This window comes from Comamonas badia DSM 17552 (assembly GCF_000484635.1).
Taxonomy (GTDB): Bacteria; Pseudomonadota; Gammaproteobacteria; order Burkholderiales; family Burkholderiaceae_C; genus Comamonas_C; species Comamonas_C badia.
The window spans coordinates 35,866-59,653 of the sequence record NZ_AXVM01000001.1 but is presented as its reverse complement, the minus strand read 5'-3'; the positions used below and the strand labels follow the sequence as shown (position 1 = coordinate 59,653).

Annotated in this window: 19 protein-coding genes and 1 other RNA gene; 5 read left to right on the top strand and 15 right to left on the bottom strand. The window is 64.5% G+C overall.

Features of this window, described 5'->3' with window-relative positions; translation table 11 throughout:
- Positions 1–17: 17 nt before the first annotated feature.
- Positions 18–1,127 (bottom strand): 3-phosphoserine/phosphohydroxythreonine transaminase, encoded by a 1,110-nt coding sequence (gene serC / locus K320_RS0100295; protein ID WP_024536910.1) that lies wholly within the window; start codon positions 1,125–1,127, stop codon positions 18–20.
- Between the two features lie 49 nt (positions 1,128–1,176).
- On the bottom strand, positions 1,177–3,795 hold the full coding sequence (gene gyrA / locus K320_RS0100290) for a DNA gyrase subunit A (protein ID WP_024536909.1): 2,619 nt from the start codon (positions 3,793–3,795) through the stop codon (positions 1,177–1,179).
- A gap of 228 nt (positions 3,796–4,023) precedes the next feature.
- Here gyrA and ompA point away from each other — a divergent pair, with 228 nt between their 5' ends.
- Entirely contained in the window at positions 4,024–4,683 is a 660-nt protein-coding gene (ompA, locus tag K320_RS0100285; protein WP_024536908.1) for an outer membrane protein OmpA, read from the top strand.
- A gap of 71 nt (positions 4,684–4,754) precedes the next feature.
- On the opposite strand, the gene ffs is transcribed toward ompA, so the two are convergent.
- Positions 4,755–4,851, bottom strand: an RNA gene (gene ffs / locus K320_RS18495) — signal recognition particle sRNA small type.
- A gap of 64 nt (positions 4,852–4,915) precedes the next feature.
- Here ffs and dnaX point away from each other — a divergent pair.
- The 3 genes from dnaX to recR are packed head-to-tail and all read left to right on the top strand — an operon-like array spanning position 4,916 to position 7,664.
- Positions 4,916–6,697, top strand: a complete 1,782-nt coding sequence (gene dnaX, locus K320_RS0100280; protein WP_024536907.1) for a DNA polymerase III subunit gamma/tau — start codon at positions 4,916–4,918, stop codon at positions 6,695–6,697.
- Between the two features lie 27 nt (positions 6,698–6,724).
- On the top strand, positions 6,725–7,057 hold the full coding sequence (locus K320_RS0100275) for a YbaB/EbfC family nucleoid-associated protein (protein ID WP_024536906.1): 333 nt from the start codon (positions 6,725–6,727) through the stop codon (positions 7,055–7,057).
- Between the two features lie 16 nt (positions 7,058–7,073).
- A complete protein-coding gene (recR, locus tag K320_RS0100270) occupies positions 7,074–7,664 on the top strand; it encodes a recombination mediator RecR (RefSeq protein WP_024536905.1) in 591 nt (196 codons plus the stop codon).
- A gap of 13 nt (positions 7,665–7,677) precedes the next feature.
- Here the strand turns inward: recR and K320_RS0100265 are convergent, their stop codons facing one another.
- The 12 genes from K320_RS0100265 to K320_RS0100210 form a co-directional block, all read right to left on the bottom strand.
- Positions 7,678–8,700, bottom strand: coding sequence for a 2Fe-2S iron-sulfur cluster-binding protein (locus tag K320_RS0100265; RefSeq protein ID WP_024536904.1), 1,023 nt, complete (start codon positions 8,698–8,700; stop codon positions 7,678–7,680).
- The gene (locus K320_RS0100260) at positions 8,697–9,686 is read right to left on the bottom strand and encodes an aromatic/alkene monooxygenase hydroxylase subunit beta (protein ID WP_024536903.1); all 990 of its coding nucleotides are present in this window, start codon (positions 9,684–9,686) and stop codon (positions 8,697–8,699) included. The genes K320_RS0100265 and K320_RS0100260 overlap by 4 nt, the downstream gene beginning before the upstream one ends.
- A 12-nt stretch (positions 9,687–9,698) precedes the next feature.
- Complete coding sequence (locus K320_RS0100255) at positions 9,699–10,013, bottom strand: MmoB/DmpM family protein (protein WP_024536902.1); 315 nt, start codon at positions 10,011–10,013, stop codon at positions 9,699–9,701.
- Between the two features lie 22 nt (positions 10,014–10,035).
- Entirely contained in the window at positions 10,036–10,371 is a 336-nt protein-coding gene (locus K320_RS0100250) for a Rieske 2Fe-2S domain-containing protein (protein ID WP_024536901.1), read from the bottom strand.
- Positions 10,372–10,381: 10 nt separating this feature from the next.
- Positions 10,382–10,642 carry a toluene-4-monooxygenase system B family protein gene (locus tag K320_RS0100245; protein ID WP_024536900.1) on the bottom strand — a complete coding sequence of 87 codons (261 nt, stop codon included), beginning with the start codon at positions 10,640–10,642 and terminating at the stop codon, positions 10,382–10,384.
- A 22-nt stretch (positions 10,643–10,664) separates the two neighbouring features.
- Complete coding sequence (locus K320_RS0100240) at positions 10,665–12,170, bottom strand: ferritin family protein (RefSeq protein WP_024536899.1); 1,506 nt, start codon at positions 12,168–12,170, stop codon at positions 10,665–10,667.
- Between the two features lie 97 nt (positions 12,171–12,267).
- Positions 12,268–12,525 (bottom strand): hypothetical protein, encoded by a 258-nt coding sequence (locus tag K320_RS18895; protein WP_156913767.1) that lies wholly within the window; start codon positions 12,523–12,525, stop codon positions 12,268–12,270.
- 304 nt (positions 12,526–12,829) lie between these two features.
- Positions 12,830–13,891: an alcohol dehydrogenase gene (locus K320_RS0100230; RefSeq protein ID WP_024536898.1), complete on the bottom strand. Its 1,062-nt coding sequence runs from the start codon at positions 13,889–13,891 to the stop codon at positions 12,830–12,832.
- Positions 13,892–14,006: 115 nt separating this feature from the next.
- Complete coding sequence (locus tag K320_RS0100225; RefSeq protein WP_024536897.1) at positions 14,007–14,636, bottom strand: response regulator transcription factor; 630 nt, start codon at positions 14,634–14,636, stop codon at positions 14,007–14,009.
- Positions 14,633–17,554, bottom strand: a complete 2,922-nt coding sequence (locus tag K320_RS0100220; RefSeq protein WP_156913765.1) for an ATP-binding protein — start codon at positions 17,552–17,554, stop codon at positions 14,633–14,635. The genes K320_RS0100225 and K320_RS0100220 overlap by 4 nt, the downstream gene beginning before the upstream one ends.
- Before the next feature lie 127 nt (positions 17,555–17,681).
- Complete coding sequence (mutS, locus tag K320_RS0100215) at positions 17,682–20,291, bottom strand: DNA mismatch repair protein MutS (protein ID WP_024536895.1); 2,610 nt, start codon at positions 20,289–20,291, stop codon at positions 17,682–17,684.
- Between the two features lie 77 nt (positions 20,292–20,368).
- On the bottom strand, positions 20,369–21,565 hold the full coding sequence (locus tag K320_RS0100210; protein ID WP_024536894.1) for an amino acid aminotransferase: 1,197 nt from the start codon (positions 21,563–21,565) through the stop codon (positions 20,369–20,371).
- Between the two features lie 102 nt (positions 21,566–21,667).
- On the opposite strand from K320_RS0100210, the gene uvrB reads away from it, so the two are divergent.
- A complete protein-coding gene (uvrB, locus tag K320_RS0100205) occupies positions 21,668–23,761 on the top strand; it encodes an excinuclease ABC subunit UvrB (protein ID WP_024536893.1) in 2,094 nt (697 codons plus the stop codon).
- Positions 23,762–23,788: the final 27 nt, after the last annotated feature.

The following is a 23,788-nucleotide window of genomic DNA, read 5'->3' as shown; positions in this document are numbered from 1 at the left end:
GTGCTGCATCGGGCGGCTCAAGCCCGCTGCCGTTCAAATTCTCGCATGTACGCCACCAGCGCCTGCACGCCCGCCAGCGGCATCGCGTTGTAGATGCTGGCGCGCATGCCGCCTACCGATTTATGGCCCTTGAGCTGCAGCAGGCCGCGCTCTTTGGCGCCTGCAAGAAACGCTTCATCGAGGGCGTTGTTGTTCAGGAGGAAGGGCACGTTCATGCGCGAGCGGCAGTTCGGTGCGACCTTGTTGAGGTAAAGGCCGGATTGGTCGATGAAGTCGTACAGCAGCCGCGCCTTGGCGATGTTGCGCGCCTCCATCGCCGCAATACCCGGCAGATCACCTTCGCGCTGGCGCTTGATCCACTGGAAAGTCAGGCCGGCCACGTAAATGCCCCAGGTGGGTGGAGTGTTGTAGCGGGAATCGTTGTTGGCCACATTCTTGTAATCGAAGGCGCTGGGGCAGATCGGCAAGGCATGGCCGATCAGATCCTCGCGCACCACGACGAGCGTGACGCCGGCCGGACCGAGGTTTTTCTGTGCGCCGCCAAAGGCCAGGCCCACACGGCTCCAGTCGACGGGGCGCGACGCCACGTGGGAAGAAAAATCCACCACCAGCGGTGCGTCGCTGCCCAGCGCCTTCAGGTCGGGCAGCTGGTGGAACTCCACGCCGTGGATGGTCTCGTTGCTGCAGATATGCACGTAGCTCGCGCCGCGCGAGAGTTGCCACGAAGCAGGATCGGGCAGGGTGGTGAAGCTGCTGGCTTCGCTGGAGGCGGCGGTGTGCACCTCGGCAGCGTATTTGCCGGCTTCCTTGCGCGATTTCTGGCTCCAGCCGCCGGTGACCACGAAGTCCACCGTGGCGGCGCGCGAGAGGTTCAACGGCACGATCGCGTTCTCGCCCAGGCCGCCGCCCTGCATGAAGAGAATTTTGAATTCCGGCGGAATGGCGAGCAGCTCGCGCAGGTCGGCTTCGGCTTGTTCGCAGATGGCGACGAATTCCTTGCCGCGGTGGCTCATCTCCATCACGCTCATGCCGCTGCCGTGCCAGTCGAGCATTTCCGCGGCCGCTTGCTGCAGTACTTCTTCGGGGATGGCGGCGGGGCCGGCGGAAAAATTGTAGGGGCGATTCATTTTCAATAAAAAGTGGCTTCAGCACTTGTCTGTCAAGCGCTGGTAGCTATCAATTCGTGGCTTCGCTTTCGGCGCTGTCGTCGCCCGCATCGTTCTCGGCAATGCGCTGCAGGCCGATGAGCTGTGCGCCTTCGTCCAGGTTGATCAGCGTCACGCCCTGCGTGGCGCGGCCCAGCTCGCGGATCTCGGCGACGCGGGTGCGCACCAGCACGCCGGTGTCGGTGATCAGCATGATCTCGTCGTCGGCGTGCACCAGCGTGGCGGCCACCACCTTGCCGTTGCGTTCGCTCTGCTGGATGGCGATCATGCCCTTGGTGCCGCGGCCGTGGCGCGTGTATTCCACGATGGAGGTGCGCTTGCCGAAGCCGTTCTCGGTGGCGGTCAGCACGCTTTGCGATTCGTCCTCGGCCACCAGCATGGCGATCACGCTCTGGCCGTCTTCCAGCATCATGCCGCGCACGCCGCGCGCGTTGCGGCCCATGGGGCGCACGTCGTTTTCGTCAAAGCGCACGGCCTTGCCGCCATCGGAGAACAGCATCACGTCGTGCGCGCCGTCGGTCAGCGCCGCGCCGATGAGGAAGTCGCCCTCGTCCAGGCCGACGGCGATGATGCCGGCCTTGCGCGGGTTGCTGAAATCGGCCAGCTGCGTCTTCTTCACCGTCCCCATGCGGGTCGCCATGAAGACGTAGTGGTCGGCGGGGAAGCTGCGCATCTCGCCGGTGAGCGGCAGCACGACGTTGATCTTCTCGCCGTCCTGCAGCGGGAACATGTTGACGATGGGCCGCCCGCGCGAGTTACGCGAACCGGCGGGCACCTCCCACACCTTGAGCCAGTACATGCGGCCCCGGTTGGAGAAGCACAGAATCCAGTCGTGCGTGTTGGCGATGAAGAGCTGGTCTATCCAGTCATCCTCTTTGGTGGCGGTGGCCTGCTTGCCGCGCCCGCCGCGCTTTTGCGCGCGGTATTCGGACAGGGGCTGGCTCTTGATGTAGCCGGTGTGCGAGAGCGTCACCACCATGTCGGTGGGCGTGATCAGGTCTTCGGTGGACAGGTCTTGCGCGCTGTGTTCTACCTCTGAGCGGCGCGCGCCGAGCTTGGTCTGGCCGAATTCGGTTTTCACCGCGGTGAGTTCGTCGCCGATGATCACGGCCACGCGCTCGGGCTTGGCGAGGATGTCGAGCAGATCCTCGATCACCGCCATGATGTCCTTGTACTCGGCGACGATCTTGTCCTGCTCCAGGCCCGTCAGGCGCTGCAGGCGCATCTGCAGAATCTCCTGCGCCTGCGTGTCCGACAGGCGGTACAGGCCGTCCGCGCCCATGCCGAAGTCGCGCTCCAGCCCTTCGGGGCGGTAGTCGTCGGCGTTGACCACGCCGCCGTCTGCGCGTGTGCGCGTCAGCATCTCGCGCACCAGTTGGCTGTCCCAACTGCGGCTCATCAGTTCGGCCTTGGCCACCGGCGGCGTGGGCGCATTGCGGATGATGCGGATGAATTCGTCGATATTCGCCAGCGCCACGGCCAGGCCTTCGAGCACATGGCCGCGGTCGCGTGCCTTGCGCAGCTCGAACACGGTGCGCCGCGTCACCACCTCGCGGCGGTGGCCGATGAAGACCTCGATCAAGTCCTTCAGGTTGCACAGCTTGGGCTGGCCGTCGACCAGCGCCACCATGTTCATGCCGAAGGTGTCCTGCAGCTGCGTCTGCTTGTACAGGTTGTTCAGCACCACCTCGGGCACTTCGCCGCGCTTCAATTCAATCACCAGGCGCATGCCGGACTTGTCCGACTCGTCCTGGATGTGGCTGATGCCTTCGAGCTTCTTCTCGTGCACCAGCTCGGCCATGCGCTCCTGCAGCGTCTTCTTGTTCACCTGGTAGGGCAGCTCGTCGACGATGATGGCCTGGCGCTGGCCCTTGTCGATGTCCTCGAAATGCACCTTGGCGCGCATCACCACGCGGCCCCGGCCCGTGCGGTAGCCATCCTTGACGCCGGTGATGCCGTAGATGATGCCGGCCGTGGGGAAATCGGGCGCCGGGATGATCTCCATCAGCTCGTCTATCGTTGCCTCCGGGCTGCGCAGCAAATGCAAACAAGCGTCAACGACTTCGTTCAGATTGTGCGGCGGGATGTTGGTCGCCATGCCCACGGCAATGCCGGCGCTGCCGTTGACCAGCAGGTTGGGAATGCGGCTGGGCAGCACCAGCGGCTCCTGCTCGCTGCCGTCGTAGTTGGGGCCGAAGTCCACCGTCTCCTTGTCGATATCGGCCAGCATTTCGTGGGCGATCTTGGACAGGCGGATTTCCGTGTAGCGCATGGCGGCGGCGTTGTCGCCGTCCACGCTGCCGAAGTTGCCCTGGCCATCGACCAGCATGTGGCGCAGCGAGAAATCCTGCGCCATGCGCACGATGGTGTCGTACACCGCGCTGTCGCCGTGCGGGTGGTATTTGCCGATGACGTCGCCGACGATACGCGCCGACTTCTTGTACGGGCGGTTCCAGTCGTTGTTCAGCTCGTGCATGGCGAACAGCACGCGCCGGTGCACGGGCTTGAGGCCATCGCGGGCGTCGGGGAGGGCGCGGCCCACGATCACGCTCATCGCGTAATCGAGGTAGCTGCGGCGCATTTCCTCTTCAAGACTGATGGGCAGGGTCTCTTTGGCGAACTCAGGCATCACAAGCGATCAAAACTCCGGGATTGGGGGGATTTTAGGGGTAAGCATTTGTGGCTATTGGGCAACAGGTTGCGGTTTGTCCGTAGCGCAGGCGACGCCCATGCGCGTTCACCAACGCATTATTGGTAGCGCCTGTGGCACAATCACCCCAACGTTTTTAGTGCGGTTCACTGACGACGTGTTCTGTTCGCAGCGCGGCTGCGGTTTTTATTTCCGAAGAGGAGAACCATGAAAAAACTGAACCAAGTGGCAGTGCTGTTGGCCTCTGCCGTGCTGGCTGCTTCGGCCACTGCCCAAGTCAAGGCGGCCGATGGCGGCAAAGTGATTGACAACTGGGTGAATGGCACCGGCGAGCTGGTCTGGAAGAACGGCACCAACGAACTGTGCTGGCGCGATGCCACCTGGACGCCCGCCACCGCTGCCGCAGGTTGCGACGGCGCGCTGCAAAAGGCTGCTGCTGCCCCCGCTCCGGCTGCTGCTCCGGCGCCTGCCGCTGCTCCGGCACCCGCTCCGGCACCCGCTCCTGCCGTGGCCAGCAAGGTCACCTACGGCGCCGATGCCTTCTTTGACTTCGACAAGTCTGTCCTGAAGCCCGAAGGCAAGGCCAAGCTCGATGACCTGGTCTCCAAGATCAAGGGCATCAACCTGGAAGTGATCGTGGCCGTGGGTCACACCGACTCCATCGGTTCCGTCGCCTACAACCAGAAACTGTCGGTGCGCCGTGCCGAAGCCGTGAAGGCTTATCTGGTGTCCAAGGGCATCGAAAAGAACCGCGTCTATACCGAAGGCAAGGGCAAGAGCCAGCCTATCGCCAGCAACAAGACGGCTGAAGGCCGCGCCAAGAACCGCCGCGTTGAAATCGAAGTGGTAGGTACCCGCGCCAACTGATTCGCCTTCTGTGGCATTCAGCAAAAAGCCCCGCTTGCGGGGCTTTTTTCATGGTGTGAGCAATCCAGGAAGGTGACGAGCCTTACCCCCGGCACTGGTTCCACAGTTGGGGCTGCTTGGTTCCCCACCTGACCCGGTTGGCTGCTTCGCCATGCGGGGAGGCCCGTCACCTTCGATTGTATGCGGGCAAATTGCCCGGCCAGACGAATCAACGCACATAGAATCAGCCGCCATGTCTTATCTTGTGCTCGCCCGCAAATACCGTCCTCGCAACTTTGCGGAAATGGTGGGGCAGGAACATGTGGTGCGCGCACTCACCAACGCGCTGACGCAGCAGCGCCTGCACCATGCCTATATGTTCACGGGCACGCGCGGGATTGGCAAGACCACGGTGTCGCGCATCCTGGCCAAGTCGCTCAATTGCGTTGGGGCCGATGGCCTGGGCGGAATCACCGCACAGCCCTGCGGCGTTTGCGCGGCATGCACGGCGATTGATGGCGGGCGCTTTACCGATTACATAGAACTCGACGCTGCCTCCAACCGCGGCGTCGATGAGGTGCAGGGTCTGCTGGAGCAGGCGGTCTACAAGCCGGTGCAGGGGCGCTTCAAGGTCTTCATGATCGACGAAGTGCACATGCTCACGAACACGGCGTTCAATGCCATGCTCAAGACGCTGGAAGAGCCGCCTGAATACCTCAAGTTCGTGCTGGCGACCACCGACCCGCAGAAGGTGCCGGTCACGGTGCTCTCGCGCTGCCTGCAGTTCAACCTGCGCCCCATGGCGCCAGAGACCATCCAAACCCATCTGGCACAAGTGCTGCAGGCCGAAACGATTGCCGCTGAACCGCAGGCTCTGCGGCTGATTGCCGGCGCTGCGCGCGGCTCGATGCGCGATGCGCTCAGCCTCACCGATCAGGCCATCGCATTTGGCAGCGGCAGCCTGCAGGAAGCGGCGGTGCGCCAGATGCTGGGCAGCGCCGATCGCTCCCATGTGCTGGCCTTGATTGATGCCTTGGCACGCGCCGATGGGCGCACGGTGGTTCAAGTTTCGGAGCAATTGCGGCTGCAAGGCCTGTCCGCCACTTCAACCCTGCTGGAAATGGCGGCTGTGCTGCAACGTATGGCCGTGCTGCAGGCGGTTTTGGACGCAGAGAGCGCCGCGGGTGATGCGGATCCGGATGCTGCAGTGCTGGCACGGCTTGCCCAGGCGATGCCTGCGGATGAAACCCAGTTGCTCTACAGCATCTGCCTGCATGGCATGGATGAGCTTGGCTTGGCACCCGACGAATATTCGGCGCTGACCATGGTGTTGCTCAGGCTGCTGGCTTTCAAACCGGCGGGCGCCGCCGCTGAAAAAAAAAAGCTGACGACGCCTGAAGAGGCGTTGTCCGCGCCCGTGCCTGTCCCGGGGCCGGAGCCGGTGGCGCAGGCGCCCATCGTTGAGCAGACGCGTGCGCCTTTGCGCCTGCCTGTGCGTTCGGATACGAATTTTGTGCAAAAACCACTTCCAGCGCCCGAGGAACAAGCGCCAACCGCTATTGAAACCATAGAAATCTCCGTCCACGAAGTGCCTCAGGAAGCCGCGCTAGAGGCGGCCCGCGCAACGGTTGCGGATGCGCAATGGAGTCCGACCGAGGAAGGTGCGTTCTGGCATGCCCTGGTGCAGGAGCTGGTGGGGCAGCAAAAGATCAGCGCCCTCACTCGCGAGCTGGCATTGCAATCGCAGCTGGTGGCGCGCGATGGTAAGCATTGGCATCTGCGCGTGGACAACGCATCGCTGAACCAGGCCACGGTGCGCGAAAGACTGTGCACCGCCTTGCAGGATGCAGGACAGGCCGATGCCATCAGCGTTGAGATGGGGCAGGTGAGCGACAGCCCGGCGCGGCGCAATGCACAGGCTGCCGCTGCGCAGCAGGCGCAGGCAGAGGCCATCGTGCGCAATGATCCGCAGGTGCAGCAGCTGATGCGCGATTTCGGGGCGAAAATCGTACCCGGCAGCGTCAGGCTGGCATAAACCATTTCAATTCACAAGGAAAAATTCATGTTCAACAAAGGGCAGCTTGCCGGTCTCATGAAGCAGGCGCAGGCCATGCAGGACAACCTCAAGAAGGCGCAGGACGAGCTTGAGCACATCGAGGTGGAAGGCGAATCGGGCGCGGGCCTGGTCAAGGTGGTGATGACCTGCAAGCACGATGTCAAACGCATCACCATCGATCCCAGCCTGCTGGCGGATGACAAGGACATGCTGGAAGACTTGGTGGCGGCCGCCTTCAACGCCGCCGTGCGCAAGGCCGAGGAGACTTCGCAGGAGAAGATGGGCAAGATCACCGCAGGCATGCCAGGTCTGCCGGGCGGAATGAAGTTTCCTTTCTGACCGCGAAACGCAGGCCGTGTCGGATACGGGCAGTCTCGAAACCCTGATCCAGGCGCTCAGGCGCTTGCCCGGCGTGGGTGTCAAGTCGGCCCAGCGCATGGCTTACCACCTGCTGCAGCACGACCGGCCGGGTGCGCAAATACTTGCGCGCGCCCTGGAGCAGGCGAGCGAGCGGGTAGGACACTGCGAGCGCTGCCATACCTTCACCGAAGCTCCGGTCTGCGCCATCTGCGGCGACCCCGAGCGCGATGCCACGCGCCTGTGCGTGGTCGAGACGCCGGCCGATCAGGCTGCGATGGAGCGTACGGGGGCGTTCAATGGGCTGTATTTCGTGCTGATGGGGCGCCTGTCGCCGCTCGATGGCATCGGCCCGCGCGACATCGGCATGCAGCCGCTGCTGGAGCGTGCCGGTGACGGCATGGTGCGTGAGGTGATCCTCGCGACCAGCTTCACCGCCGAGGGCGAGGCGACGGCTCATGCGCTCTCGCAAGCGCTGCAGCGCCGCGGCGTGCAGGTCACGCGCCTCGCCCGTGGTGTACCGATAGGGAGCGAACTGGAATACGTCGACTTGGGCACTATCGCGCATGCGCTGGCAGACCGGCGCTAGTAGTGTGCTGGCGTCAAACGAAACGGTCGAAGTGGATTTGGTCGAAGGGCACGCGGTGGCGGACCATGAGCAGTTCCTGCATTGCCTCGATCATCGGCGGCGGACCGGCGAAGTAGAAGTCGAACCGGTCGAGCGGCGCGGACAGCGACCGTTCAACTTCTGCGTGGACGAAGCCCCTCGGCCCGTGCCAGGCGGAACGCTCCCGTGGATTGGACAGCACCACCGTCGTTGTGGCGCGGTCCTGGTCCAGTGAATCGGCCTCGGCCGCGGCATCGAGTTCTGCCTCCGTGCGCAGCCCGAGGAAAAAATGCAGCCGCCGCGAGCCATCGCCGGCCAGCACGCCGCGCGCCACGGACAGCATGGGCCCCAGGCCCGAGCCGCCTGCCACGCAGACCACGTCACGCGGTGCGGGTCGCAGCCAGGCGTGGCCATAGGGGCCGTCGATGTCCACGCGCGCGCCGACCGGCAGGTGATCGCACAGCGCGCTGCTCCCGCGGCCCGAAGGCGTCTTCCGGACAATGAAGCGCCACAGGCCATCGCCGTCCAGGTTGGACATCGAATAGGCCCGGGCGCCTGGCACGCCCGCCGGAAAGAGCAGCGCGTACTGCCCCGGCCGGAACGCGGGAGGCTGCGGCATCGCGAAGCTCAGTTCCACCATGCCGGCGCTGATGGGGCGGCGGCTCGCGAGCGTGGCGGACATGCGGCGGGGTTGGGCGGCTGGCGCTTCCCCGCCGTCCAGGCGGATGCGGATGCGGCAGTCGCCCAAGGGGCGCGACTGGCAGGCCAGGCGCTTGCCGCGCCTGCGATCGCGCTCGGACAGCCCCGGCGCCTCGTCCCACAGCGATGCCATCTCGCCGTCGAGCAGTTCGAAGCGGCAGGTGCCGCAGCCACCCACGCTGCACTCGTAGGCGAAGGGCACGCCGGCGCGCAGCGCGCCGCGCAGCAGAGTATCTTCCTCCGGGCCAACCTCAAAGCTTCGCCCGTTCTCGATCTCGATGCGGTGGCGTGGTGGTGTTGCTTCGTGCCGTCCGCTCACAGGCCCAGCCCTTGCCTGAAGGCGCGCGCCGCGGCCGACGCGCGTTCGACAGCATTGACTGCGTCGGGCAGCGCTCCGCAGTAGGCTTGCACGGCTTCGTCGGCCAGCGGCTCCCAACGGGCAACCCAGCGGCCCAGCACCTCGCGGTTGCCGGGCTGTTCCAGTGCCAGCGTCACCAAGGCGCCGGCCCAGCGGCGGTGGCGCTGGGCGTCCAGCAGCTGGGCGTCTGTCAGCAGGCCGAGCAGGGTATCGCCGTTGTGCCTGGCGGCCACGCCCAGTGCACGCAGCACCGCTTCCTCGACGGCCGGGCGGATCACCAGGTTGAAGGCCGCGAAGCTCTCGCCCCAGTCCCAGGCCACCAGTGCCTGCTCCACCAGCTTGCGCCAACCCTGCCAGGCGGGGTCGTTCTCCCAGTAGCCGCGTTCGCCACTGCCCAGGCCGATGTCCGGGAAAGTCTTTGACAGTTCCTTGGTTCGATAGGCTGTGTGGGTCAGCCAGCGCAGCGAATCGGCCGCCTGATAGGTGGCGCAGTTGGAGATGGTCGAGGCGGGCGCCATCTGCGTCAAATAGGCCGAGGCCATCTGCAGCGTGTGGAACAGGTAGCGCGCCGGCGCGTACAGCCGCGCCAGGCTGCCGACCCAGGTGGGTTCCAGCATCGCGTCGTGGCCCCGTTCGGAGAACTGGTCGAGCAGTCCGAGAACGTAGGTCTCCTGCCCATCCTGCTGAATGTTGTAGGTGCGGTAGACCATCTCGTCCGGATCGCGGAAGGCATTCCAGTCGGGGTGAACCAGCGGAGACTGGTTACGGTGCTGCTTGAACCAGCGCGCCATGTCGAAGTCGGGATCAAGCTCGAACGGTGCGTCGGGATTGTTGGTCGAGTAGTGCAGGTTGGTCGATACGATTTCGTATTCGCTGGGCTTGCGGCGGCGACCCGCCAGGTGGCTCCAGGTCTTCAGTGGTTTGAGGATTTCAGGGGCTTGCGTCATGCCGTTCTCCGATCAAAGCGTTTTTTCGAGATAGAAGCGCACGCGGTCTTCCGCGGTTTCTATGCGCCCGGCGAAGGAGCTCAGCTCGACCTCCAGCTCGGACATGCGGAATGGCCGGCCCAGCGCGCGCTCCAGCGATTCACGGCGCAGGATGAACTCGCCCTCGCAATCTATGCGCACGTAGGCGCCCTTGTCATCGACGCGGATCTGCTTGCCGGGGTTGTCTTCCTCGGCGGCCTCGACGACGGCCTCCGTCAGCGGACCGGCGCGCAGCACGGGACCGACGCGGTTGTTGCGATAGGCCTGGTGTGTTTCTTTCTGTTGCATGGATGGTGTTTCTTTCTTGGATTCAGGAATGCGCGAACAGCGGTTGCACGCCCTCGACGTCGACCAGCACGTCGTCGCCCTCGACTCGGACCGGGTACTGGGCCAGGCAGCAATCGCCCGGGTTGATGCCCTGTCCGGTGCTGGCGTCGAAGGTCCACTGGTGGGCGCGGCAAGTCAGCACCCGGCCGTCGAACCGCCCTTCGGAAAGCGGAATGTCCTGGTGCGGGCAAGCGCCCTGATAGGCGCGCACCTCGCCGCCTTCGAGACCGATGAGCAGCACGACGTGCTCATCCACCTCAACCTCCGTCATGTCGCCTTCCCAGACTTCGTCCAGGGAGCAGGCTTTGCGAAATGCCATGGAGCCTCCGTCAGTCGTCGCAGAAGATGAACTCAAGCGCTTCCATCGGCTTGATGTCGGTCGCGCTCAGCTTGGCCTCTCTGGGAAAGAAGGTCTCGCTGCCATTGCGGCGTACGCGAACCACCTTGCCTGGCTGCGGCGCCACGCGCCGGCCCACCGAGTGGTGAGCCGCGGCGGCGGCCACCTCATCCATGGTGTTCTCGGTATCCACCGCCACGAGCTGCAGCACGAAGTCGTACTGAAAGTTGGATATCAAAGGGAATAGAGCCATTTTTCGTTCCTCCTCGCGTTGTTCAGGCGGCCTTGCGCTCGTGGCGCTTGTCGCGGTATGCGGCCACCCATTCGTACTGGTGCGCGTCGTCGCCGATTTCGCCCGGTGCGAGGCCCATGTACTGCAACGCGCCCATCAGGTTGGCTGGCTGGATCTTGCCGGCCAGGAAGCGGTCCACCAGTGTCAGGTGATCGCGGTAGCGCACCGGGTCCTGTTGAAACACCCAGCGGTCGATCTCGGAGTTGAAGTGATAGGTGCGACCGTTGTAATCCAGCGGGTAGTCCTTGACGTTCCAGCCCTTGCCGGGGATGGCGCAGATCGGGATCTGGCTCATGTTGCAGACGATGGGCAGGGTTTCGGGCAGCGTCAGCTCGGTGCGTCCGGCCAGCAGGTTGTCGATGATCACGTCCCAGGCTTGGCCGAAGGTGTCATTCCAGCCGGGATATTTCTCCTCCAGCCAATCGCGGCAGTCGGGCGTGACGCCGGCGGCCACGTTCCACCACATAGTGGGGCGCCAATACCAGATGCCCATCTGATAGGCGTGGTGCTGGTAATCGAACTCGTTGATCATCTGGTCCCAATACCAGGGAAGATCAAGTCCCAGGTCCAGCAGGCTGCGTTGGAACTGGCCCACGATCCACTCGCGCATGAATTCCTTGAAGGACTGCTTGCGATGCACCAGCGGCGTGGCGTAGTCCATGGCCGTGCCGGTCAGCAGGCAGAACAGGCGCCAGGCACGGGCGATGCCTACATCCACCAGCTTCTGGGCCTCTTCCTTGCGGCCGTTGGCGATGAGAATCTGCAGCGCCGGGCCGCCGATCTGCGCGTGGCGCGACTCGTCGGTCTGTATGCTGGAAATCAGGCTGCTGAAGGTGAAGTCGCCGGCCTCGGCGGCATCAGCAGCCAGGCCCAGGAACTGCATGTTGGTGAAGCCGGTCTCGAACGCGAAGGTCAGCATCACCGCGATGTCGGTGGCGCTGCGCGACATGAACAGATCGTCAAAGGCGTGGCGCGCCGCGATGGCGCCCCATTCGTTCGTGTGGTAGGCCTTGTGGGCCCAGTCGAACTGGCGGTCTTTGGCGCAATAGCTATGCGGAAAGTAGAGCTGGACCTGCGCATGGCGGTTCTCGTCCATCATCCCGAAGGTGGCCATGTTGCGCATGCCGGGTGCGCGGCCGAACCGGGTCATGCGGGCTTCGGCGCTCATGGCCGCGTATTCGCCGAGGGCGATGGCGCCGTAGTGCGACTTCAGGATGGACAGCCAGCCCGAGTCGGCCTGCTCGAACATGCGGCTGCGTTCCAGCGCGGCCTTGACCGAGTAGGCGCCCGCGTCCTTCTCACGCTGGATGCGCACGTACTCGGAGTACGAGGTTTTGTAGGGTTCGTCGTAGGTTTCCCACTGTGCCATCGGTACACCCATGGCACCGGTCATCACGTCCGGGAAGAGTTGTGTTTCCTCGACGTAGGTCGGGGTCCAGTTCGTGCAGCGCGCGATGTCGTACCAATCGCTGCGTTCCAGCAAGGCCATGGGTTTGTCTCCTGTGGTTGTTGAACACTGCGCGGGCGTTAGCCCGCACGTCCAAGAATGTAGGGAGAACGTCCTTGCAAAACCATTGGACTTTGGTTTATGCGGCCTGTACTTTGAACAGGTGTTCACGCAAAATGGCGTTCAATGCCATAGAAATCATCCGCTTGGGTCCAGTCATGCACCGGGTCCGCGAGGGTTCTGCATCGAGCGCTTGCAGTCCATCAGCGAGTGCGTGCTCGACGGTATCGAGGTCGGCCAAGGCGTGATTGGCAAAGCCGTCCCCGCGCAGCGCGTTCCGCAGGTGTTCGGCGGGGTCCAGGCCTGAACAGTATGGCGGCAGGAAGAGCTGCAGCATGTTATGGGCAGGAACGGTTCGCCGGCCGAACACCGGACGCCTGCCATGCGGCACTCAGTACCGCAGCGGCATGCCCATCAGGCCGAAGCGGTTTTCGTCATGGAACATCAACCGCAAGCGGCGGCCGACGGCTGTTCAGGTTGATCGCTTGCGCCAAAATGGGTCGCTGGACGGGGCGCGTCGGACCACGGATGCGAAAATGGCGGCCAGACCCTGCCCTTGGCTGAAGTCATCCAGGACCCAGGCGCGCACCCAAGCCAGGCGCTACAGCCATGACTGGGCGACAAGGCAAATGCCATTCCCTCTAGGGGCGAACAAGCATCTTCATTGCGCCATCGGATTTGTGGTGGAAGGTGGCGTAGGCCTTGTCGATGTCCTGGAGAGCATAGGTGTGCGAGAAGTATTGCTCCGGCTTGATGACACCTCGTTCCATCAGCCGCAGGCTTTCCCACATGACGGGCTGCACATTGGCGAAGCCGTTCATGTGCAGCGTGATATCGCGCAGAAAGACATCGGCCAGGTTGAGATTGAACGTGTCTTGCGTAAACACGCCAATAGCCGCGACGGTGCCTCCTGGCCGCACGAGTTCCAGGCACATCTGCAAGGTCTCTGCATGGCCGACCACTTCGATCACCTTGTCGAATCCGCGCCCATCGCTTGCTGCCAATGCCTTGTCTTTCCAGCCCGGGTCTGATGCGTCAATGGTCAAGGCGCCCTTGGCACGAGCGGCAGCAAGACGGTGGGGCACTTTGTCAATGGCGATGACGCGGCCGGGGCCTCGCATCAACGCGATGTCAAGCGACATGAGCCCCGTGGGCCCGCAACCTACCAGCGCAACGGCCTCGCCTGGCTGGATGTCGGCCAGTCTGTTGGCAATCACGGCTGACGGCAGATTGCACGATAGCGTCAAGGCCGCGGCGTCGGGAATATCTTTCGGGACCTTCATTGCATGGCCGTCGGCGTGAGGGATCGTCATGGCTTCGGCGTGCGTCCCATTGAGATTGCCGAACGGCACGCCGAATCCATACACGGCCTTCTGCGTGGTCTCGCAGTGCGCGGTTTGTCCGACCTTGCACATGTAGCAGGAGCCGCAAGAACAGTTGTAGGCGACGCTGACACGGTCTCCTTTGCGGAATTTGCCGACCGAGCTGCCCACATCAAGGACCTCGCCGATGAGTTCGTGGCCCGTCTGGGACTTGCCTTTCTCCATGATCGGATCGAGTGCGCCCCGATAGAGATGAAGGTCTGACCCGCACAGTGATGTTGCTGTCACTTTCACTAGCATCTCGTGGTCATGCTTGATCGCTGCATCGGGAATATTGGTCGCCCGAATCTGTTCGGGGCCGTAGTACACGGCGGCTTTCATGGGCTTGTCTCCTGTGATTGTTGAACACGGCGCAGGCATATCAGCCCGCGCGTTCACCAATGTAGAGAGAACACCCTCGCGAAACCATTGGATTTTGGTTTATGCCGCCCGTAATTTATCTCGGTCCGGCATGCCGCAGCCGCTCCAGCATGCCCATCAGCGCGGCGACGGAGCTGGCCTGCGTCTTCTCCATGATGTTGTGGCGATGCACCTTCACCGTCACCTCGGTGATGCCCAGGCGATAGGCCGTCTGCTTGTTGCGCAGGCCCTGGGCGAGCAGCTGGAGCACGTCCTGTTCGCGCGGCGTGAGGCTGTCGAATCGGGCCTGGAGGGCGCGCATGCCTTCGTGGTCGCGCAGCGCATCGCGCGACCGGGCCAGCGACGCCTCGATGGCTTCGAGCAGGTCCTGCTCCCTGAACGGCTTTGGGAGGAACTCGACCGCGCCGGCCTTCATCGCGCGGACGGTCATTGGAATGTCACCATGGGCCGTGATGAACACGATGGGCAGCCGCTGCTGCGCCTGCCCCAGCTGCCGCTGCAGCTCCAGGCCGCCCAAGCCGGGCATGCGTACGTCCAGTACCAGGCATTCGGGGTGGCGGGAGGGCTGCACCCAGCGCTCAAGGAATTCGGCGGCCGAGACGTAGGTTTCGATCCGCAGACCCACCGACCGCAGCAGGCTGCTGACGGCTTCGCGCATGGACAGGTCGTCATCCACCACGTGGACCAGCGCATCGGGCGCACTCATCGCGGTGCCTCTGGCGCTTCGGCCGGAAGGGCGAAGCTGAAGGTAACGCCCGGGCCATCGTTCGGTGTGAACCACAGGCGCCCGCCCAGGGATTCGACGATCGATCGGCTGATGGCCAGGCCCATGCCCATCCCGTCGGCTTTTGTGGTCTGGAAGGCTTCGAACAGGGTGGCATCCACAGTGGGGTCGACGCCTGGCCCGCTGTCCCTGACGCTCACCTGCACGCAATTGTCGGCGCAGGGCGCTGCGCTTAGAACGATGGTGTGCGGGCCGCCCTGTCCCATGGCCTCCAGGCTATTCATCACGAGGTTGAGCAGCACTTGCTGCAGTTGGATGCGGTCCGCGTTCACAGGAGGCAGCGGACGTGGCGCCGAATGAACGATCTCCACCCGCCGCGCCTGCGCTTCGCCTCCCACCAGTTCGAGCACGTCGCGGATAGCGTCGTTGATGTCCATCGGGGCGTGCCGCGTTTCACGGCGCTGGACGAAGCCGCGGATGCGAGAGACGATCTCGCCGGCGCGGTTGGCGTCCCGGATGATGCGGCCCATCGCCGTCCTGGTCTCCTCTTGGTTGGGAGGATGGGCGTCCAGCCACCGCATGCCGGCCTGCCCGTTGGCCACGATCGCGGCCAGTGGCTGGTTGACCTCGTGGGCGATCGAGGCTGCCAGCTCTCCCAGTGAGCTGACGCGCGAAACCTGGGCCAGTTCCGCGCGCGTCCGAACCAGGGCCTGCTCGGCCCGCTTCTGTTCGGTGATGTCTTCCGCCACCACGACCAGCAGGCCCTCATCGCCGGGAGCGCTCCGCACGAGCGACACGCTGGTGTTGACCCACACCAGGGCGCCTTCTTTGTGCTGGAAGCGGCATTGCATGTGGTTTTCGCGTGCCGTGCTGGTCAGCAGGCCATCGATGCGCCGTTGTGCGGCGGCTCGGTCTTCTATCGGCGTGATGCGCGGCAGGGTACGAGCTTCGATCTCCTCATCCGAATAACCCACCATGGTCTTGAAGGCGGGGTTGGCTGCCTGGATGGCGCCACCGACTCCCACCAGGGCGATGCCTACTGGCGAGTGCTGATAAATGCTTCGCCAGCGGCGCTCGGAAGCCCGCAGGGCGCGCCGGCTGTCGATGAGCTGGCGCGCGAGCTGAGTCAGGTCGCTGCTTTGCGACAACAGCTCCTGCCGCAGTTCGTCGCGGGCGCGCTTCATCGTCGCGAGGTTGCGCACCCGTGCGCGCAGTTCATGCGCGGAGAAGGGCTTGGTCACGTAATCCTGCACTGCGCCCGCGAGCAGCCGGGCGCGCAGCGCTGCGTCGTCCTTCGCCGACAGGACCAGCACCGGAATCTCTTTCAGCTCGGCATGGGCGCGCAGGGCCTGTACCAGCCGGTCGCCACCCAGGCGCGGCAGCATCAGATCGGTGACCAGCAGGTCGGGCGGGCTGGCAATGGCCGCCTCCAGAGCCGCCTGGCCGTCGGCCGCCGCCTCCACGGCAAACTCGGCGCGCAGGGAGTCGCAGATGAAGCGCCGCGTGCCGGCGTCGTCCTCCACCACCAGGATGCGGGCCATGCCTGCAGGCGCCGCCGCCTCCACCGGTGCTGCGTTGCGCTCGGGGCGTGCCAGTTCGGCCAGCGTACCGGCGATCGGCGGCGGGGACGGGGCATGCCGCCGTGGTGCAGGGCCGTCGATCGGGTCGATGGGCACCATGGGCGCGTCGTGGGGCGGCGCCAGCGGCAGCTCCACCTGGAAGATGGAGCCACCGCCCGTGGCCGGCGTGACGGTGATCGTGCCGTGCATCAGTTCGGTGAACTCCTTGGCGATGGCCAGGCCCAGCCCCGTGCCGCCAAAATCGCGTGTCGTGCCCGCCTGCGCTTGCCGAAAACGGTCGAAAATCGCCTGCCGCATGTCCCGTGGTACGCCCGGGCCGGAGTCCTGCACTTCAAACAGACAGCGTTCGCGCCCGATGCGTTGGACGGCGCAGCGCACCCGGCCGCCCGGGGGCGTGAACTTGAACGCATTGGACAGCAGGTTCTGCAGGATCCGTTCGGTCTTCTCCGGGTCGAGCACTGCGGGCAGTGCCTCGGGCGCCGAGATCACGTACCGCAACCCATGCTGTGGCGCCAGGGCGTGAAAGCGCTCCGCCTGGTCGCGTACCAGGGCGGCCAGGTCGATACGAGCGTAGTGCAGGTCCATGCGCCGCGCGTCAAGCTTTGCCAGGTCGAGCAGGTCGTTGACGTGCTTGAGCAGCGTGAAAGCGCTGCGCTGCATGAGTTCGAGCTGCTCGCGCTGCGCGCCGGTGAGCGGCGCGGCATCCGGTGCCAGCAGTTCTTCCAGCGGGCCGAGGATCAGGGTCAGCGGCGTGCGCAGTTCATGACTGACGTTGGCGAACAAGTCACTCTTGACCTGGTCAAGCTGTCGTATGCGTTCCAACAGGCTTTCAAGCTCGGCGTTCTTGCGGGCGATCTCCGCCTCGGCATGTTTCTTTGCCGTGATGTTGCGGCCTTCGGCCAAGAGAAACACCACCTTGCCCCGCGCGTCCCGCACGGGCAGCAGCGAAAAATCCACCATGATGGTTTTTTCTCCGGCCGCCTGTCCATATATCTCCACGTCGTAGCGGACGAATTCACCGTCGCGGGCCCGGTGCACGAAGTTGCGCAGCAGCTCGACCGTGTCCCGCGAAACCTGGAACCACCGGGCCTCCCAGAACGGCTTGCCGTGGATATCGGCCATGCGCAGGCCCGCGCCGTCCAGGGCCGCCCGGTTGATTTCCAGCGTTCGCCCGTCCGCGTCGAGCAGACCTACGAACTGGTACATCGAATCGAGCACGATGCGCGCGAGCTTTTCACGCTGGCTCTGGTTCGAGTCGGCAGGACTGAGGGCGACGGAGCCCACCCGGTACGGGTCGGACAGATCGAACGGCGTTTGCATTGATCCCTCTTCCTTGCTGGCGGACAGCCCAGGGGCCGCGTCGATCAAGGGCGGGACTGGCTTGCTCCAGCGCCGCCCGGGATGTTTCCGGCCGCGGCTTGCTGCTGCTCCGCGGCGGGCTGTTCGATCATACAGAGGGGCGCGGCAGCAGCCCTTTGAGCTGGTAGAGCGCGTCCAGCGCCTCGCGCGGCGTGAGCTGGTCGGGGTTGAGTTGCGCCAATGCGGCTTCGGCGGCGCTGGGCGGGTTGTCGGGCGGAGCGGGGGGCGGCGTGAACAGGTCCACCTGCCGCTGCGCCTCCTGTGCACGCGCCTGCAGCGCATCCAGCGCACGGCGGGCGTGGTGCAGCACGCCAGCGGGCATGCCCGCCAGCCTGGCCACCTGGATGCCGTAGCTGCGGCTGGCGGGCCCGGCCTGGATTTCATGCAGGAAGACGATGTCCTGTCCGTTCTCCACCGCGCTCACGTGCAGGTTGATCGCGTGCCTGGCGGTGGCGGGTAGTTCGGTCAGCTCGAAGTAATGCGTGGCAAACAGCGTGAAGGCCTTGCTTTTGTCGTGCAGGTGCGTGGCGATGCTGCCGGCCAGCGCCAGGCCATCGAAAGTGCTGGTGCCGCGGCCGATTTCGTCCATCAGCACCAGGCTTTGCGCCGTGGCGGCATGCAGGATCTGCGCGGCTTCCACCATTTCCAGCATGAAGGTCGATTGCGCGTTGGCCAGATCGTCGGCCGCGCCGATGCGGGTGTGGATGGCATCGATAGGTCCCAGGCGGCAACTGCTCGCCGGCACATGGCTGCCCATGCTGGCGAGCAGCACGATGATCGCCACCTGGCGCATGTAAGTGGATTTGCCGCCCATGTTCGGCCCGGTGATGATCTGCATGCGCTGGTTGGCGTGCATGCGTGTGTGGTTGGGAATGAAGGCCCCGGCCGAGGTCTGCGCCAGGCGCGCCTCCACCACCGGATGGCGTCCGGCGCCGATGTCTATGCAGGGCTCATTGACAAACTGCGGCGCGCACCAGTTCAGCGTCAGCGAGCGCTCTGCGAGGCAGCACAGCACATCGAGCTGCGCCAGTGCCTGCGCCACCTGCGTGAGTTGCGCGATATGCGGCTGCAGTTGGTCCAGCACCTGCTCGTACAGCCATTTCTCGCGTGCCAACGCGCGTTCCTGCGCCGACAGGGCCTTGTCCTCGAAGCTTTTCAGCTCGGGGGTGATGAAGCGCTCGGCGTTCTTCAGCGTCTGGCGGCGGCGGTAGTCCTCGGGCACCTTGTCCAGATGGCTGCCGGTCACCTCGATGTAGAACCCGTGCACCTTGTTGAACTGCACGCGCAGGTTGGGGATGCCGGTGCGTTCTTTCTCGCGCGTTTCCAGGTCGAGCAGAAAGCCGTCGCAATTGCTCTGAATCGCACGCAGTTCATCGAGCTCGGCATCAAACCCGCTGGCAATCACTCCGCCATCGCGGATGAGCGCGGCCGGTTCGCCGGCTATGGCTGCCTGCAGCAGGGCAGAGGTTTCCACAGGCGGTTGCAGTTGCTGGAAAATTTGATTCAAAAAGGGCTCCAGCGCCTGCCCATAATGCGCTAATAGCTCTGTTTTTTGGAGCGTTTGGGTGAGTGCCGTCAACTCTCGCGGGCGCACCTGCCGCAGCGCTATGCGCGCGCTGATGCGCTCCACATCGGCCACGCCCTTGAGTTCGCTGCGCAGTGCCTGCCAGCGACCCGACTGCAGCGCCTGCGTGGCAGCGAGGCGTTGGCGCGCCGCGCTGCGATCGCGCGCGGGTTCCAGCAGCCAGGCGCGCAGCAGGCGGCTGCCCATGCCGGTCATGCAGGTGTCCAACAGCGAAAGCAGGGTGGGTGATTCCTCTCCGCGCAAGGTGCGTGTGAGCTCCAGATTGCGCACCGTGCTTGCGGGCAGGGTGATGAGCGCATCGCTCTTCTGCACCGCAATGCTGTGCAGGTGGGTGATGCTGCGCCCCTGCGTGTGCTCGGCATACTGCAGCAGCGCACCCGCGGCAGCGTGGGCCTCGTGCAGATCCTGCGCATCCCAGGCGGCGAGCGTGGCGGCGCCCAGGTGCTCAAGCAGGGTGCGCTCGCCCAGCGGGGCGTCAAACTGCCAGTCCGGGCGCGGTGTGATCGGGCAGGCGAGGGCGCCGCTGGTGCGCAGCAGCTGCAGTTGCTGCTCAAAACGCTGCGTGCAGCCCGCGCTGTGGATCAGTTCGCTGGGTGCGATGCGGGTGAGCCAGCCGCTCAGTGCATCCAGGGTGCATTCGGCCAGAAACACCCGCCCCTGCGTGACCGAAAGCCAGGCCAGACCGCAGCGTGCGCGCTTGCCCTGGTGCACGGCCAGCAGCAGCGATTCACTCTTGTCGCTGAGCAGTTCGGTATCGGTGAGCGTGCCGGGCGTGACCACCCGCACCACCTTGCGTTCGACCGGCCCCTTGGCCGCGGCGACATCGCCGACCTGCTCGGCAATCGCCACCGATTCGCCGATCTTGATGAGCCGCGCCAGGTAGTTCTCCAGCGCGTGAAACGGCACGCCCGCCATCACCACGGGTTGACCGGCCGACTGCCCGCGCTGCGTCAGCGTGATGTCGAGCAGGCGCGCGGCCTTTTCAGCATCCGCATAGAACAGCTCATAGAAATCGCCCATGCGATAGAAAAGCAGCGTCCCAGGGTGCTGGGCCTTGAGCGCCATGTACTGCGCCATGACGGGGGTGTGCGGCGGGGAGTCGGGTTTTTCCATGGAGCGTGATCAGCGAGGTGTCCGACTATGAAAAAGCCGCCCGAAGGCGGCTTGTCATGAGGCGGGTTGCCAGCAGCTTACAGCACCGCCGCAATCGACTTGCAGACATGCGGCAGATTGTGCGCATTGAGCGCAGCCACGCACATGCGCCCGGTGTCCGTTCCATACACACCGAATTCGCCGCGCAGGCGCACCATCTGCTCCTTGCTCAGGCCCGAATAGCTGAACATGCCCACCTGCGTGGTGATGAAATCCATGCTTCTCAGCACGCCCGCGGCCTTCAGTCCGTCGACCAGGGCCTGGCGCATCGCCTTGATGCGGGTGCGCATGCCGGCCAGCTCCTGGTCCCATTGCGCGCGCAGGGTGGGGTCGTTCAGCACCGTTGCCACCACCGAGCCGCCGTGCGTGGGCGGGTTGGAATAGTTGGTGCGGATCATGATCTTGAGCTGGCTCAGCACGCGGGCGGCTTCTTCCTTGCTGGTGCACAGCACCGAGAGCCCGCCCACGCGCTCGCCGTACAGGCTGAAGCTCTTGGAGAACGAAGTGGAGACGAAGAAGCTCAGGCCCGCGGCGGCAAACTTGCCGATGACCGCGCCGTCTTCCTGCACGCCGTTGGCAAAGCCCTGGTAGGCCATGTCCAGGAAAGGCGTGAGCCCGCGCGCCTTGACGGTTGCAATCACCTGCTCCCACTGCGCGGGCGTGAGGTCGTAGCCCGTGGGGTTGTGGCAGCAGGCGTGCAGCACCACGATGGTGCCCGCCGCGGCGGCCTGCAGGTCGGCCAGCATGCCATCGAAGTTGAGCTGGCGCGTGGCGGCATCGTAGTAGCGGTAGGTGCCCACCACGAAACCTGCCTGCGTGAACAGCGCGCGGTGGTTCTCCCAGCTCGGGTCGCTGATCAGCACCTTGGCGTTGGGGTTGAGGTGCTTCAAGAAATCAGCGCCGATTTTGAGCGCGCCGGTGCCGCCCAGGGCCTGCACGGTGGCAACGCGGCCGGATTGGACAGGCTCGGAGTCGGCGCCGAACACCAGATTCTTCACGCCGCTGTCGTAGGCCGCGATGCCATCGATCGGCAGGTAGCCGCGCGCCTTGGGCGTTGCCATCAGCGTCTTTTCGGCCGCCTGCACGCAGGCCAGCAGCGGCAGTTTGCCGTTCTCGTCGAAATACACGCCCACGCCGAGATTGACCTTGTTCGGGTTGGTGTCGGCGGCAAACTGCTCGTTCAAGCCCAGAATGGGGTCGCGGGGAGCCAGTTCGACGGCGGAAAACAAAGACATGATGGGTCCTGGAAGTTGAAGAAAGGCTGCGCCGCCACCAGCTACGATGGCGAAACACAGCAAATTTTAACGACCGCGCCCGGCGCGCCGTTGACGTCCACCATGCAAGAAGTTGCCGCTGCACCGCCTGCCACCCCAGGCGAATTCGTGCAGTTTCCAGATTCGCCCTTTCAGCTTTTTCAGCCCTATCCGCCAGCAGGCGACCAGCCTGAGGCTATAGCCAAGCTGGTGGAAGGCGTGCGCGATGGCGAGTCCTTCCAGACGCTGCTGGGCGTGACGGGCTCGGGCAAAACCTTCACCATGGCCAACGTCATCGCGCGCCTGGGGCGCCCGGCGATGGTCTTCGCGCCCAACAAGACGCTGGCGGCGCAGCTGTATTCCGAGTTCCGCGAGTTCTTCCCGAAGAACGCGGTGGAGTACTTCGTGAGCTACTACGACTACTACCAGCCCGAGGCCTATGTGCCGCAGCGTGACCTGTTCATCGAGAAGGACAGTGCCATCAACGAGCACATCGAGCAGATGCGGCTGTCCGCCACCAAGAGCCTGCTGGAGCGGCGCGACGTGGTCATCGTCGGCACCGTCTCGGCGATCTATGGCATCGGCAACCCCGAGAGCTACCACCGCATGGTGATGACGCTGCGCGCGGGCGACCCCATGGGCCAGCGCGATGTGATTGCGCAGCTGGTGCGCATGCAGTACCAGAGGAGCGACATGGATTTCGCACGCGGGCAGTTCCGTGTGCGCGGTGACACCATTGACGTGTTTCCGGCCGAACATTCCGAGCTTGCCGTGCGCATCGAGCTGTTCGACGACGAAGTGGAAAGCCTGCAGCTCATTGATCCGCTCACCGGCCAGGTGGTGCAGCGCATTCCGCGCTTCACGGTCTACCCGCGCAGTCATTACGTCACGCCGCGCGATGTGGTGCTGGCAGCAGTCGAGACCATCAAGCAGGAGCTGGTCGAGCGCGTGAAATTTTTCATCGACCAGGGCAAGCTGGTGGAGGCGCAGCGGCTGGAGCAGCGCACGCGCTTCGACATCGAGATGCTGAGTGAAGTCGGCCACTGCAAGGGCATCGAGAACTACAGCCGCCACCTCTCGGGCGCGGCACCGGGTGAGCCGCCGAGCACCTTGACCGACTACCTGCCCCGGGACACGGTGATGTTTCTGGATGAAAGCCACCAGATGATCGGGCAGCTCAACGCCATGTACAACGGCGACCGTTCGCGCAAGACCACGCTGGTGGAATACGGTTTTCGCCTGCCGTCGGCGCTGGACAACCGCCCGCTCAAGTTCGAGGAATTCGAGCGCCGCATGCGCCAGGTGATCTTTGTCTCGGCCACCCCGGCGGATTATGAAAAGCAGCATTCCGGCCAGATCGTCGATCAGGTGGTGCGGCCCACGGGTCTCGTCGACCCCGAGATCGAGGTGCGCCCCGCCACCAGCCAGGTGGACGATGTGCTGCAGGAAATCCGCGAACGCACGCGGGCGCGCGAGCGGGTGCTCATCACGACGCTCACCAAGCGCATGGCCGAGCAGCTCACTGAATACCTGTCGGACAACGGCGTCAAGGTGCGTTACCTGCACTCGGACGTGGATACCGTGGAACGCGTTGAAATCATCCGCGACCTGCGTCTGGGCGCGTTCGACGTGCTCGTCGGCATCAACCTGCTGCGGGAAGGCCTGGACATCCCCGAGGTGTCGCTGGTTGCGATTCTGGACGCCGACAAGGAAGGCTTTCTGCGCGCCGAGCGCAGCCTGATCCAGACCATAGGGCGCGCCGCGCGCAACCTGCATGGCAAGGCGATTCTGTACGCCGACCGCGTCACTGATTCGATGAAAAAGGCCATCGGGGAGACCGAGCGCCGCCGCGTGAAACAAACCGCCTGGAATCTGGAGCACGGCATCGAGCCGCGTGCCATCGTCAAGCAGGTGCGCGATCTGATCGATGGCGTTTACAGCGAAAAGGCCGGGCGCGACGCGGAAAAAGCCGCTCAGGCGGCGTTGCGGCGGGCACGGGTCGAAGACATGAGTGAGAAGGAGATGGCGCGTGAAATCAAGCGGCTGGAGCAGGCGATGTACGAACACGCGCGCAACCTGGAATTCGAAGAGGCTGCCAGAGCGCGCGACCAGCTGACTGCGCTCAGAAGTTTGCTGTTCGGATCGACTGATGCATCGGATGCCGATTCAATAGCATAGAAAAACACTAAGTCTTTATGTTATAGT